This window comes from Acaryochloris sp. IP29b_bin.148, assembly GCF_028285565.1.
GTDB lineage: Bacteria > Cyanobacteriota > Cyanobacteriia > Thermosynechococcales > Thermosynechococcaceae > Acaryochloris.
Map to the genome: position 1 here is coordinate 18,436 of NZ_JANQOY010000235.1, position 14,144 is coordinate 32,579.

A 14,144-nucleotide genomic window follows, 5' to 3' on the forward strand; every position below is an offset into this window, starting at 1 on the left:
CACTATGAAAATTCACGCAGATCTAACGCAACGGGCTGTTGTCCATAGCGACGCCCTACCCTGGGTGAAGTCTCCCATGCCAGGGGTTCATCGCCGCATGTTGGAGCGGGATGGCAAAGAAGTGGCTCGGGCCACCTCCATCGTTCGCTATGCCCCTGGCAGTGCATTCTCTGCCCACACCCACGGGGGTGGCGAAGAATATATTGTCATAGACGGCGTGTTCTCCGATGAGCATGGCGACTTTGGGCCAGGCACGTATGTCCGTAATCCGGTCGGATCCAGCCACACCCCCCATAGCAAAGAAGGAGCCACCATTCTGGTCAAACTCTGGCAAATGGACCCAGCCGATCAGCAGCCAGTGGTGGTTGATACCAATCAGGCAGAATGGGTGCCGGGTTTAGTACCAGGGTTGCAGGTGCTACCGCTACATCATCACGGTACGGAGCAAGTAGCGTTCGTGAAGTGGGCACCGGGGACAAAGTTCCAAACCCACCAGCACTGGGGCGGCGAAGAAATCTTTGTCCTAGACGGCACCTTTGCCGATGACCAGGGCGTTTATCCCCAGGGGACTTGGCTACGCAATCCCCCCGGCAGCATCCATACCCCCTTTAGTGAAGAAGGCTGTCTGATTTACGTGAAAACGGGACATTTAGAGAAGGTCTATCACCCAGGAGAATCCTTATGATTTCGGTTCAAGTTGCCTCCAATCATTCCCGGTATGGCCAAGATATTTCCATACGCCATCTACATTTGGCTGCGGATGAACCGGCGTCCCTCGGGGGGGATGATCTGGGTCCTACCCCAACGGAATTGATTTTTGCAGGCTTAGGCTCGTGCAAGGCAATTACCCTGCAAATGTATGCCGAGCGCAAAGGATGGCAGCTAGAGTCCGTGGCGGTGGAGTTGAGTTACGACTCCAATGATCAACAGCCCGCCATCCAGGCCAAGCTCACCCTCGAAGGTGACCTAGATGAACAGCAACGACAACGGCTCCGAGACATTAGCGATCGTTGCCCGGCCCATAAACTGCTGACCACTCCGGTCAAGATCGAAACACAACTCGTTGTTGCTTAAACCTCGAATCGGCTGAAGGTGGGTGTTATGGAGGTGTCTATTGTGTTCGACTTCTGTGAAACTGTGGAGGGTATCGGCAATATTAGGTACGGTTATAAGCCCTGCTATCGCAAACTCAATCAAAGTTGAACTGCTGTTCCGCTGACGACAATGCCCCCACTCGTAGGAATATCCACCACCAATCGACTGGGCCGTCCCATCGTCTCTCCTTGGCGAATAACAATCTGATTAGGGGCTGATATCAATTGTGCATCCCGCAGATAACCGCCCAAAGCAGCCGCCGCTGCCCCGGTTGCCGGGTCTTCTATCACACCTCCCACCGGAAAAGGGTTGCGAGCGTGAAAAATGCTGGGACTCTCTTGCCAGATCAACTGTAATGTAAGTAAGTCTTCCTGGAGCATTAAGGCTTTAAGTTGCTCAAAATCATAGTTAAGATCAGCCAGCCGAGTTGCTTGAGTAACAGCCAAGATCAAATGCCAGGCTCCAGCATAGGCTCGTGCGGGTGGGATAGACGGATCGAGCTGATCGTGTTGCCAGTTCAGAGCAGATAGGGTTTTGGATACTAAGGTATCAGAGGCTAGGGTATGGCTGGGTATGACGGAGGTCAAAGAGGCCTGCCATTGTCCCTCTTTCGGGCTGACGGCAACGGGCACCTCCCCCACGGTTGTTGCGAGGTGATATACCCCTTCACCACTCAACTGGCCCAGAACAACACCGGTCGCAATTGTGGCATGTCCACAAAAAGGAACTTCTACTTCTGGACTGTAATAGCGAATCGTCCGCGCCAATCCATTCTGGGGAGCCACGAATGCTGTCTCAGAAAAACCGACTTCAGCCGCGATCCGCTGCATCACTTCAGAGGTTGGTAGGGTGTCGCCAATCCATACCCCTGCAGGGTTACCTCCCTTGGGATCAGTGGTGAAAGCAGAGAACAGATGCAGTGAGGAGTGAGTCATATCATTCGCAACTTGATCACAGTCGTTCAACTCTCGTACAGTCGTTTCCCAGACAAGATCGGCATTTCAACGCACTATCAACATGGGGATGCATAGGCTCGTGGAAGCAGTTTAAGGTAGGGAGCCCTTCTAACTCAATATCTATAGAATTATTGGGCTTGAACGATCGCCGTGGAAACGGGCCAAACTCTGATCGTTGTGTCACTGCCAGAACTGACCAACGTTTGCCCATCGGGGCTGAACTGAATCGCCCTCACGGACTTTGTATGGCCTACGAAATTCCCTAATGGCTTGCCTGATAAGGGCTGCCATAACTTAATGGTTTGATCGTAACTGCTGCTTGCTAGACTGTGGCCATCAGGGCTGAATGCAACTGACAACACTGGCCCGTCATGTCCCGTCAAGGTTTGTAAGAGCTGTCCTTCCTGTAGGTGCCAAACCTTCGTACTTTGGTCTTGGCTACCACTGGCCAAGTATGTCCCCTCTGGACTAAAGGCAATTGAGCGCACCGCTCCCCGATGTCCTTCTAAAGCATAAGTCGGAGCCAGGTGTTGCCGTTGCCAAAAGCGAATCATACGATCTCGGCCTCCCCCTGCGAGAACTTTGCCATCAGGACTAAAGGCCAAGGACAGAACCACCGTTGGAGTCTTGCGCTGACGAATTTGCTGGCCCGTCTTCAGATCCCACAACCTTAAGGTTTTGTCAGCAGCACTGGCGGCGACATATTGACCATCAGGACTGAGTGCGATCGCACTGACATCATCCTTCGCCTCATCTAGGGTTTTAAGACGTTTGCCCGTCTGTAAATCCCACACCGCAACCCGATTATCCCAGCTTCCACTCACCAACGTTTTACCATCTGTACTAATCGCCAATGATGAGATGGCATCTTCATGGGCAGCTAGGGTGCGGCGTATGGTTCCGGTTCGTAAATCCCAGAGCTTGATTTTACCGCCATAACATCCGCTGGCCAGGGTTTCACCATCAGGACTGAGTGCGATCGCATAAACCCAAATCCCATGAGTTTTCAAGGTATGCTTGGCTGTATGAATCGTATTGATTGACAAAGCAGTGGATCGATAGGTGACCAATCTACCGAGCACCTCATGTGCTTTGAGTCCGTATAAAGTTGCCATTGTAGACAGAATCAAAAACATAACCCAGTTTCGTTTTTGAGGTGTTTTAGCCATTGTTTCTGCTTCCTATTAAAAAAATTTGGATTGAGCAAAGATAGTCGTTTAATACGCCAAATAAGTAACCTTTGGTCTGCATTGATTTGAAAGTTTTCTCTTTAAAAACTTATTTGACCAGTTTTGATCGTGCGCGCATCATTCGTATCAGAGATAGAAGAGTGATGCTGCCTATCATCAACAATGCAAAAGGCGTTAACCAAGTCCAATGCCCCCACATTTTGTCGATCACATGCCAAATTAATAGGAACATTGCTAAGTAAGTGAGTTGATGTAACTTCTTCCAGTTTTTCTTGAGCTTCTTTACGCTCCAGTCATTAGATGTTATAGCCAAGATCGTAAATATCAGAAATGTAAAAATCCCCTGACAATATATCCAATAAGTTTGACTATCTAAGAGATCTAACTCTCGCTTTGTTGCCATCCAATAGCCATGAACAATAGACAGTAAAAATGCCATTAGGCCGATCAAACGTCTTTGAGTAAGAAGGAATTTAGGGATGCTTGTTGTTTTTGTTGATGGAAAAACAACTCTTAAAATAGTAGGGAGTAAAGTGGCAACATAAAATAAGGCAGACCCAAACCCTGCCCAGTTCGCATAGGGAGGAAAATCAAGCATAGACATATAAAATTCTAAATAAAGACACCAAATATAGCCTTGAATTCGATATTCAAGAGAATTATAACTTGCATGAAATAAAATGCATATATTTCAAGAGATATGGTAAATTCCCAATGCACATCCCTTTCGCGATGGCAGTAGTATTATTAAGTTTTGGTCACATTCTTAGATAGATAACGCAGCAGGCAATATCTTGATCTTGGTTCAGCAATAATCTTCTTATAAACCTTAAAACCATAGATGGGGTTCGCTATCCAATGGTCTTCAATAAGCCTTCTGTACATATATCTGGAGAGTTCAGAAAAAATACGCAAATCTTATTTATTCCTTCAGAGATTATTTTGATTTTTATCTACCTGGTATGGAGACATCTACTGAATAGCTAGATTATCTTGAATAAGACACCTAGTTTTCTTGAAATAACCTGAGGTATATAAGTAATCTTAGCTGTTCTTTGAAACAAGAAAATCTACACATAAAGTATTGAATTATAATTATATTTTTAATAGATCCATTTTTGACTAAATCATAGATTTTATCCTTGATATCTCAATTTTGAAGCCACTAATAGAGTCAATATAGTTTGAGAGGCTTTTTGCTTTTCTCCAGCCTGAACCACTCATTCCTGTAGAGACTGTTTGAGAAGTCAGGGAAACTCTCAGGAGACTAATCTGCGAAGGCTTTTTGAAGAATGCTGAAACTCTTCAAAAAGTCTCTTAGATTGCTGTAACGTAAACCTTTCCCAGTGCTGAGCAAAAAAGAACTGATGATCTAACAGCCGTTATTGCCAAAAATAAGGACTATCTTTTGTAACACAATTCTTGTACCCATACCAATTTAATCAACGACCTTAATCAATATTTAATCAATATGGCGGTCAAAAATATTCTAGTACAGTCCGAATGGCAGTCTAGTAAAAGTGATCACACTTTGAAATCACTACAGTTCAGGGCTATTTCATTCTAAAAACGTCCATCAGCATGCCTATCGACGCCGTTTTGGCCTTTGCTCGAAAAAGTGAACAGGCTAGGAAGCACTATGCTCGTGTTCATGAAGCCATCAAAGATAAGTGAACAGACTGGTTTTGGAAGTTGGTTCATCAGCTCACAGACCAGTATGACCACCTGCTTTTTGAGACGTTGAATTTGAAAGGAATGCAGCGGCTATGGGGTCGAAAGGTCAACGATCTAGCTTTCCGTGAATTCCTGCAAATTTTAGAGTTCGTTGCCTGCAAAAAGGGTAAGACCGTGGGCTGTGTAGACCAGTGGTATTCGTCGAGTAAGACATGTAACTACTGCAAGCATGTGCTGGAGTCTGTGCGGTGTTGGCGCTGTCCCAATTGTCAGACAGTCAATGATCGCGATGGCAACGCAGCAAACAACATCAAAGAGGCAGGATCTCTGTCTCTGGGAGTAGGCGATGTTAGACCGTCTCAGACGGCAGTTGCTGCTTGAGTCCCGAATCCCCCCATCTTCAGTGGGGGGCGTGGATCAAGGTATTTATTGATTAATGGCTCGATCAATCTGACCATATAAGCCCGTAAGATTGGATTCATTGTATATGACCAAATTGGCTTGGTTTGTTTTTTCACTCAAAGGCATTTGGCTATCTATTCTGGCTGCCGCCTGAGACCGAGAAATAGAATCTCGCTGCATTAACCGCTGATACTGTTGCTCATCCGAACACACCACCACCCAAATCTCCGTTGCCAAATCTGTCATCTTCGCTTCAAACAACAACGGCACCACCATCACAATGATTGGATCAGTTAACTGTTGTTGAGCAGATAAGATTCGTTCTCGCACATAGGGATGAATTTGACCTTCCAGCCAAGCGCGTTCAGACTCATTATTGAAGATAATATTGCCCAGCTGCTTCCGATCAAGATTGTCGTCTGCCAGCAGAATCTCTGCTCCATAGCGTTGGGCAATCTTGGCTAACGCCATCGACCCCGGTTTCACAGCATCGCGAGCATAGATATCTGCATCCAAAATAGGCAAGTTATAGCGTGTTTCTAGATAAGCAGCCACGCTAGATTTTCCCGTGGCAATCCCTCCGGTCAACCCAATGATTCGCTGTGTCATTTTCCTCGCTTTGCCAACAGACCGCTTGCTCGATCTTAAAGCGTGGCTTTAGGAACTTATCCGACTATTGCAGCGCTACGCGCAGCTGTTGCCTTACGCTTTTTCCAACATAAGCTTTGTGCGTTTAAGTGGTTCAGGAATAGAGATGGGATACTCTCCTGTAAAACAGGCTGAACAATAATTCTCAGGGTTGCGTTGAGTGGCTGCTAACATACCTTCCCAACTGAGATAGTGAAGTGAGTCAACTCCAATCTTGTGAGCAATATCTGAAGTTGAGGTGGTAGCAGCGATCAACTGATCTTGATCATCCGTATCAATGCCATAGAAGCAAGGGTGGGTGACGGGGGGGGAAGACACCCGCATATGCACTTCTTGCGCTCCCGCTTCTCGCAGAGCGCGGACAATCTTGTAGCTAGTCGTTCCCCGAACAATGGAGTCATCGACAATCACAATCCGTTTCCCTTCTAGCACATCCCGAAGTGGATTCAGCTTCATACGAATGCCAATTTCCCGCATGGCCTGAGTGGGTTGAATAAAGGTGCGGCCCACGTAGCGATTTTTAATTAGGCCTTCTGCGTAGGGAATATCACTTGCTTGAGAGTAGCCAATGGCAGCGGGGACACCCGAATCGGGAACAGCAATCACCATATCTGCATCTACAGGAGCCTCTTGTGCGAGATGTTGACCCAGGCGCAACCGATAGCTATAGAGACTTTCACCTTTCATATGGCTATCGGGACGGGCGAAATAAATCATCTCGAAAATACATAGCTTGCGCTCAGGTTTGGGCGCCCAAGTCTGAGAGGTAATCCCTTCTGCTGTGATATGAACAATCTCACCGGGTTCAATTTCTCGCAGGTGGGTTGCCCCAACGATGTCTAGGGCACAGGTTTCTGATGCCAATACATAGTGGGGTGCATTGGGATTATCCTCATTTTCCAAGGTACCTAGGACCAAAGGTCGGATGCCGTGGGGGTCGCGAATACCAATGAGGCCTGTGGGAGTACCGATGACTAAACTAAAGGCCCCTTCACATTGTTGGCAAGCCGTAATCACACTTTGGTGCCAGTTGTCCCCTGCTTTGATGGCTTCGCCAATTGCATAGGCAATGACCTCAGAATCTGTTGTGGTTTCTAGAGGACAGTTCTGAGCCAGTAACTTTTCCCGGAAATCAATGGTGTTAACCAGATTGCCATTATGGGCCAGAGCGATTGAGCCTTGCGATGTCTCCACCACGACGGGTTGGGCATTGGCGACTCGGCTTGATCCGGTGGTGGAGTAGCGGGTATGGCCGACGGCAATGTGGCCTGGCAAGTCATTCAAAATAGGTTCAGAAAAGACTTGGGAGACCAAACCCATATTTTTGTAGGTGTGGGTCTGACCTTCGGTGGTATAAGTGGTAATCCCTGCGGATTCTTGGCCGCGATGTTGGAGGGCGTAGAGGCCAAAGTAGGCCAGCTTAGCAGCCTCAATACCAGGAGCAAAAACGCCAAATACCCCACAGGCTTCTTCCGGTTTGTCTGCTGACCACGATTCAGTGGAAAGGTAGGGATCGGCAGGATCGGTGCCAGATGGAATCAGTGGAACAGAAGCAGCAGGAAACATATTTTAAGTCGTTAAGTAAACGGAATAAACCAGAAAAACTGACACATTACATTTGTCCTTTCTAGCCTCAAGTAGCCTGGATTTACGCTAGCTTGGATTCAATGGCTTGAGACCATCGTTGAGTGGCCTCTTCAATCCTAACCTTGATTAAGGTTCGGTGAACATTTGTTGTGAGCGTGAGCGTCGAATGGGGGATCGTAACGGTTCCTATCTGTTGCCAATATTGAGACAAATTTTCTTGCAAATAGGATTCCCAATCTGCTTGGTGAGTTACATCTACAGAAACAATAATTCTGGCTCCTCCTTCGCCAAATAAGACCTGATCCCAACGATTTTGACCTGTAGGAACCTGAATTTCAGCACCGCGTTGGCCACTGATGCAAGATTCGGCCAGAGCGACGGCAACTCCCCCTTCTGCACAGTCATGGGCAGACTGCAGCCAGCCTTGTTGAATGCCATAGCGGCAGGTGGCTTGGACTTGGGCTTCTAGATCTAAATCGGCATGGGGGGGGGTACCGGCTACCTGATGATGCATGCTGGCTAAATATTCTGTGCCACCTAGGGTTACCAGGTCACTTTGGGCGTTGAGAGGGATCCCCAATAAATAAATTAAATCGCCGTCTGCTTGCCAGCCCTGGACACAGGTCTTAGTGAGATCGGGGACTAACCCCACCATGCCAATCACAGGGGTGGGATAGATAGGCTGAGGCTGACCATCAGCGTCAAAGGTTTCGTTGTAGAGGGAAACATTACCGCCCGTCACTGGGGTTTGTAAATGGCGACAGGCTTCTGAGAGGCCTCGGCAGGCTTCTGCTAGTTGCCAATAGCCAATGGGTTTTTCGGGACTGCCAAAGTTGAGGTTATCGGTGACGGCGATGGGTTCTGCACCGACGCAGCTCAAGTTGCGAGCGGCCTCGGCTACGGTCATCTTGGCCCCTTCATAGGGATCTAGATAGACGTAGCGAGAGTTGCAGTCGATGGTGGCAGCGACTGCGGTTTTAGACTCTACCCCTTGGTCAGGGGTTTCTTGGTGGGCGACGGGACGAAGGCGAACGATAGTGGCATCGGCATCACCGGGCAAGACAACGGTGTTATTTTGCACCTGATGGTCGTATTGGCGATACACCCAACGCTTGCTGGCGATGGTGGGAACTTGCAGAAGCTGGAGGAGGATGTCTGACCAGGAGTGCTGCTGTCCCTGAATTTCAATGCCTTCGGTAGTGCAATTGGGGATGCGATCGCAACTCCACTCCCGTGCTTTCCGGACATACTCAGGGGGGGCAGCTAACACCTCACGCTTATAAATCGGCGTATTGTCGGATAGGGCCGTAGCGGGAATTTCTGCCGCTACTTCTCCTTGGAACCGAATCTTGACAATGGGGTCGGCGATCACTGAGCCAGCGACAACGGCCTGTAGACCCCAACGATGGAAGATATCAATCAGCTCCTGTTCCCGGCCTTTTTCGGCTACGAATAACATCCGCTCTTGAGATTCGGAGAGCAAATATTCGTAAGGCACCATCCCCGTCTCTCGGTTGGGAATTAGATCTAAATCCAGATCAATGCCAACGCCGCCTTTCTCTGCCATTTCGGCAGTGGAGCAGGTTAGTCCAGCCGCTCCCATATCTTGAGCAGCGACCACTGCTCCGGTTTGAAAGGCTTCTAGACAGGCTTCAATTAAGGATTTTTCTAAAAAGGGGTCGCCCACCTGAACCGCAGGGCGATCCTCTACTTCAGAGGTGGCATCCAGTTCAGCACTGGCAAAGCTAGCCCCTCCCATACCGTCTCGCCCGGTAGTGGATCCCACATAAAGCACCGGATTGCCCACACCGGATGCCCCGGCTTTGACAATCTCAGAGGTTTCCATCAGGCCCATAGCCATGGCATTGACTAAGGGATTGCCCGTGTAGGCGGGGTCAAAATAAACTTCACCGCCAACGGTCGGCACGCCTACACAGTTTCCATAGTGGGCAATTCCGGCCACCACTCCACTAAATAAGCGACGGGTGCGGGCATCGTCTAGATCGCCAAACCGCAAAGAATTAAGCACGGCAATCGGGCGAGCGCCCATGGTGAAAATATCTCGTAAGATACCGCCGACTCCCGTTGCCGCACCCTGAAAGGGTTCAACGGCAGAGGGATGGTTATGGGACTCGACTTTAAAGGCAAGCTGCAACCCATTCCCTAAATCTACGACTCCAGCATTCTCTCCAGGACCGATTAAAACATGCTTGCCTTCGGTGGGAAATTGTGAAAGTAAGGGGCGAGAATTCTTATAGCAGCAATGCTCAGACCACATCACCCCAAACATACCGAGTTCGGCTCGATTGGGATGGCGACCTAAACGCTGAACAATATCGTCGTATTCTTCGGGCTTTAGCCCTTCAGCAGCAATTTCTTCAGGGGAAAAGGGAGGAGATCCAGGGCTGGCCATGTACTCTATACCAATCGCACAAGTCCTCATTGTACAGGTTGATATAGCGTATCGATTCAGCTTGGACGTCGATATTCAGAAAGGCTTAGAATTTATATCCAGTATTTTCAGAAATACCACAAATAGAAAAGGATTGCAGTATTTTATTCAAGATTCAATCCAGATTAAACCTACTGAATCTTTCGCCAGGGTTAGCAATTTAATCACAATAAACATCTAATACTTTTGCATAATTAGTATTGGCGAGGCATTAAATTTTCAGCATAAAAATTTAAACATATGTTTCATGCTGCATAAAGTTTAGTGCAAAATAGTGATGAGTAAGTATAGTTCTGCAAGATCTGATGCTAATGCGAAAATATTAATATTTTGGCTTATTGAGAAAGGATGACTCTAGTTTAAATACTAGATTCTCATAAAAAGCAACCGAAATATTTTAAAGCTCTAGTTCTTCTAGGAAGAGATAGACTGATTTCGTAGTTTATTAGCACTGATTAATAGAGGTAAATCGATTGGGGAAGCTATCTCTAAAAATATCTGGCAGCATGGGTTTGTTTTGATTTACAAGAAATATAGAGAATCTCTTACATACAGAATCTCAGAAAACGTCTTGGGTGATTCGAGAGCAATTGAGCACTGATCACGGATCGGCTATTGTCTCGATATCAAGGAGCAATCTACTCAATGCTACAGACGTAGCAAAGAACAGATTAGCTCAATTAATAGTGTGTTCTCAGTAAGTCAATATTGCTTGAGATTGGACTGTTATAGGGACAGAAAATTTCAAGTGAATCTTCAAATATTTTCTCTGCCGAAACAGATTTTTATAGCTATTCGGAACAGAGGTTGATTCAGAAATGAAAAGTTTTCTCGATCGATTAAGTCAACAAATCAAGTCCTGGCTGATTGACAAGCCAGTGACCATTCAATCCACAAAAAAGGAGACACACAATATGGTTAATCCAGGTACTAACCCTACAACCCCTAAAACAACTAGTTTTTCAGATTTTGTTGCAGACTTTCCACAAAGCAAAGATCCCAAAATTTGTAAACTTGCAGAAGACTTTGCTGATCAACTACTCGATAAAGAATGTGAAGCAAAAGAGTTCATCATTGACGCTGGCCATCCCTATCCAAAAGCTAAAGATCCAAACGCTAAAGTTTGCAAACCAGCGGATATTCCAGAACTTGCACCCCATTTCAAAATTCACTGGGGTGACGGTCCTAAGGACATGATTGAAACCACAGATACTGAATGTTTGTGCATTACAGCTTGCAACCCTTATTCCAACGTTACTTTCAAAGACTTAACGGTCGTTATTTCTGTGGTGACTAAAGCAGATGGGACACCAGTGCCGGAGTTGCCTGATGGCACGCCTTCTGTTTACATTAAGCCTTCCAAGTTTATTTGTTTTGGTGATTTGCCACCTTGCGATCCTCATAAACCGAATAAGCTATCTTGCCTATCGCGGGAGTTAGTCTTAGTCAGTTGTGGGGCAATGGAAGGAGACTATTGCTTCAAGATTCTCTATTGCTACTCAATTCACTTTGACCTTAAGGGCGTTGATAAGTTCAAACTACCCCTATGTGCTAGCTAAGCAAAGGGTTGTGCATGGGTAAACGAAATTTTGCGCGGGATGTTTGTATCCCTGAAAACTGGAACAGTATTTTTAGATATCTCGAATTGCTTAAGCGATTCAGATCCCGTGCTTTTTTCGTTTACCACAGTTCAGTTGATCTAGCTTTGAGGTGGTGGAACGGTCCAGATGGGGGGATTACCATCTGCGATCGCATAGGGTCCAGAGAAAAACGGATTACGAACGCCTGGAAGCACCTGCACATCAAAAATTTCATCCACACCGCTTTGAAACTCCAGCAGTCCGATCTGTTTACCAGTTTGCAAATCAACAATAGCCAACCCACATTTGAGGTCATCGAACCGTTCACAAATGGGTAAATTCCCAAACGTCGCCGTTTCTCGCACCTTCGACAGTCCCACGAACGCAAACTGGCCTGCTAAGGCCAAGCCTCTTGGATAACCGGGCAGCTCCGCTATTTTTTGGGCTTTTCCAGAGGATAAATCGATGCTTTTCATTTCTCCTCTCCCGGAATCTAGGACCCAAAGTTGGCCATCTCTAACCCGAGGAGAATGGGGCATGGCGAACCCCTGAGCGACGACCCGTCCTGTAGGAACCTCCAAAACACAACCCTGGGTCGCCTTATCAGGACGCCATCCCCCTGAAGTATCTGTTTGGCCTAAAACCGTTGCATACTTGGGCTGCCCATTCACTAACGCAACGCCATTAAGATGGCAGCGATCTTCCGGAGCCAGAGCACTGATAAAGGGAGGACGCCATTCAGGAACAAAACTATAGTGATTATCCAAAGAGCATAAACAGGAAAATCGAGTATTGGTCACCACTAATTGTTCCTGTCCCCAGGCCAATTCATGGACTGAAATTTCGCTAGTGTAGTGAGCACCTCGAATTAGAAAACAGGCATCATGACTATTCGCAGGCCCCACTTGTGCCGCTAGTTCCGGGGCATTCTTTAAAAAGTAGATCCAATCTTTACCACCAACGGCAATTTTTTTATGCCCTACCGCTACGCCCATTGCCCGTTCAAAATTATGAAATGAAAGCTGAAGCTGATCATCATGAACCCCGACAACGACCAGCTTGCCTGCTTGATAGGTAGACAAAATCAGTGAGCTGCCTAATTGTTTGAGCAATGGCGCGAGATTGTTTGTGTATTGATAACGAACCTCTCGGTGAGCAGTATCCTCTGAAGTTGATGACGCGGGGTTGCTCTGCATGGGTGACTGCGACATAATTCACTGCTCGAACCTATAGTTACATCTATCAAAATATCGGAAAATCTCCCAAGTTTATGAACACTGAATAATCGAAGTGGAAAAAGTATTCTTATGTTTTTTTGGATTAGCTACTGATTGATTATATTCTCTAAAAATAAAATATTGAAGAATAAGAAATATCTTTTTATGTCAGCAGTCTAGATTTTTGTATTGACAAAAAACTAAAAAAAGCAAACAATATACGAGGATAAAAATCTTTGGTTCGTGTTTGCTTGGGAGATATATATTTTCGCTGCGTAATTCTTTCGCTATGAAGTGTTGATTCTGTAGTTGAGGATTTTGGTTTACCTTTTTTAGGAGGTTGCTATCTCAATGAAGCTTTCCCTCATGTCTTCTTCAAGAAGAGATGTCTTTCATCTGATGGAATAAGTCTTAACATAATGAACTGAATATGCCTCAAAAAATCTAATCTCGCAGGTGCCACTATCGGAACAATTTTCTGGTATCCGGAGTCGAGCTTTAGAAATTTACACAAGGTTCTGAGTCTCTCAATACTTAAATTGAGTATTGAGAAGGTTCTGTACGCAAAAAATATGGGATTGTATTCATTCTAATTTGTCGAGCTAACACTTTATGAGGTTTTTAAAAGATGGAACCCAACGATACTTTATTAACAGCAACACCAACCAATATTGATGCTGGTGAAAAGGGTGAATTTACGTTTAATGGTGAGATTGGCGACAACCCAGATGTTGACACTTCTGGGGATGTTGATTTGTATACCCTTGAGTTATCAGCAGGCACGGGTGTAACCTTTGATCTCAATACTAATAATAGCGATTCATTCTTTGACTCCATCCTCAGAGTATTTGATGCTGAGGGAAATGAGTTAGCAGTGAATGATGATGCTGGTAACGGCTCATTTATTGGCTTTCTACCCCCTGCTGATGGAACTTATTATGTAGGGGTCAGCGGTTTTTCTAACTTTGAATATGACCCTGAAGTTGCTGGAAGTGGTTCTAGTAATAATTCGACTGGCAGTTATGAGTTAATCGTCACCACCTCTGATTTTGAGGCGGGTGGATTTATTGGTGCTGCCCAACTGCTCAAGGATATAAGGCCAGGTAATAGCCCCTATGGGTATGGGGGTGACTATCCAGCCAGCTCCAATGCTTCTGACTTCACCGAATTTAATGGCCAACTATTTTTTACCGCCAATGATGGAACGACGGGGAATGAGTTATGGGTCACTGATGGCACCGCTGAAGGGACTCAACTGCTCAAAGATATAAGACCGGGTGAAGGCCCTTATGGATCCAGCTCCAATGCTTCTGACTTCACCGAATTTAATGGCCAACTATTCT

The 14,144-nt window shown here is 46.4% G+C and carries 12 protein-coding genes; 5 read left to right on the forward strand and 7 right to left on the reverse strand.

Features of this window, described 5'->3' with window-relative positions; genetic code table 11:
• The first annotated feature begins 4 nt into the window (after positions 1 to 4).
• Positions 5 to 685 (forward strand): cupin domain-containing protein, encoded by a 681-nt coding sequence (locus Q0986_RS21185; protein WP_299415444.1) that lies wholly within the window; start codon positions 5 to 7, stop codon positions 683 to 685.
• Complete coding sequence (locus Q0986_RS21190) at positions 682 to 1,074, forward strand: OsmC family protein (RefSeq protein ID WP_299415447.1); 393 nt, start codon at positions 682 to 684, stop codon at positions 1,072 to 1,074. The genes Q0986_RS21185 and Q0986_RS21190 overlap by 4 nt, the downstream gene beginning before the upstream one ends.
• 119 nt (positions 1,075 to 1,193) lie before the next feature.
• Here the strand turns inward: Q0986_RS21190 and Q0986_RS21195 are convergent, their stop codons facing one another.
• The 3 genes from Q0986_RS21195 to Q0986_RS21205 all read right to left on the reverse strand — a co-directional run bounded on the left by Q0986_RS21195 (position 1,194) and on the right by Q0986_RS21205 (position 3,845).
• Positions 1,194 to 2,030, reverse strand: coding sequence for a PhzF family phenazine biosynthesis protein (locus Q0986_RS21195; RefSeq protein ID WP_299415452.1), 837 nt, complete (start codon positions 2,028 to 2,030; stop codon positions 1,194 to 1,196).
• A 149-nt stretch (positions 2,031 to 2,179) separates the two neighbouring features.
• Entirely contained in the window at positions 2,180 to 3,220 is a 1,041-nt protein-coding gene (locus tag Q0986_RS21200) for a WD40 repeat domain-containing protein (protein WP_299415455.1), read from the reverse strand.
• Positions 3,221 to 3,329: 109 nt separating this feature from the next.
• Positions 3,330 to 3,845 (reverse strand): ferric reductase-like transmembrane domain-containing protein, encoded by a 516-nt coding sequence (locus Q0986_RS21205; protein ID WP_299415459.1) that lies wholly within the window; start codon positions 3,843 to 3,845, stop codon positions 3,330 to 3,332.
• 1,151 nt (positions 3,846 to 4,996) lie between these two features.
• On the opposite strand from Q0986_RS21205, the gene Q0986_RS23100 reads away from it, so the two are divergent.
• Positions 4,997 to 5,296 carry a transposase gene (locus Q0986_RS23100; RefSeq protein ID WP_366918649.1) on the forward strand — a complete coding sequence of 100 codons (300 nt, stop codon included), beginning with the start codon at positions 4,997 to 4,999 and terminating at the stop codon, positions 5,294 to 5,296.
• A gap of 45 nt (positions 5,297 to 5,341) precedes the next feature.
• On the opposite strand, the gene coaE is transcribed toward Q0986_RS23100, so the two are convergent.
• The 3 genes from coaE to purL form a co-directional block, all read right to left on the reverse strand.
• Positions 5,342 to 5,926 (reverse strand): dephospho-CoA kinase, encoded by a 585-nt coding sequence (gene coaE / locus Q0986_RS21210; RefSeq protein ID WP_299415463.1) that lies wholly within the window; start codon positions 5,924 to 5,926, stop codon positions 5,342 to 5,344.
• Between the two features lie 93 nt (positions 5,927 to 6,019).
• Entirely contained in the window at positions 6,020 to 7,531 is a 1,512-nt protein-coding gene (gene purF / locus Q0986_RS21215; protein ID WP_299415467.1) for an amidophosphoribosyltransferase, read from the reverse strand.
• Positions 7,532 to 7,613: 82 nt separating this feature from the next.
• On the reverse strand, positions 7,614 to 9,965 hold the full coding sequence (purL, locus tag Q0986_RS21220; RefSeq protein ID WP_299415470.1) for a phosphoribosylformylglycinamidine synthase subunit PurL: 2,352 nt from the start codon (positions 9,963 to 9,965) through the stop codon (positions 7,614 to 7,616).
• 857 nt (positions 9,966 to 10,822) lie between these two features.
• Between purL and Q0986_RS21225 the strand changes: the two genes are divergently transcribed.
• Positions 10,823 to 11,563 carry a hypothetical protein gene (locus Q0986_RS21225; RefSeq protein WP_299415475.1) on the forward strand — a complete coding sequence of 247 codons (741 nt, stop codon included), beginning with the start codon at positions 10,823 to 10,825 and terminating at the stop codon, positions 11,561 to 11,563.
• 140 nt (positions 11,564 to 11,703) lie between these two features.
• Here Q0986_RS21225 and Q0986_RS21230 read toward each other — a convergent pair whose 3' ends face one another.
• Entirely contained in the window at positions 11,704 to 12,795 is a 1,092-nt protein-coding gene (locus Q0986_RS21230) for a TIGR03032 family protein (protein WP_299415479.1), read from the reverse strand.
• A gap of 634 nt (positions 12,796 to 13,429) precedes the next feature.
• Here Q0986_RS21230 and Q0986_RS21235 point away from each other — a divergent pair.
• On the forward strand, positions 13,430 to 14,144 hold a 715-nt coding region (locus Q0986_RS21235), incomplete at its 3' end, for an ELWxxDGT repeat protein (protein ID WP_299415484.1).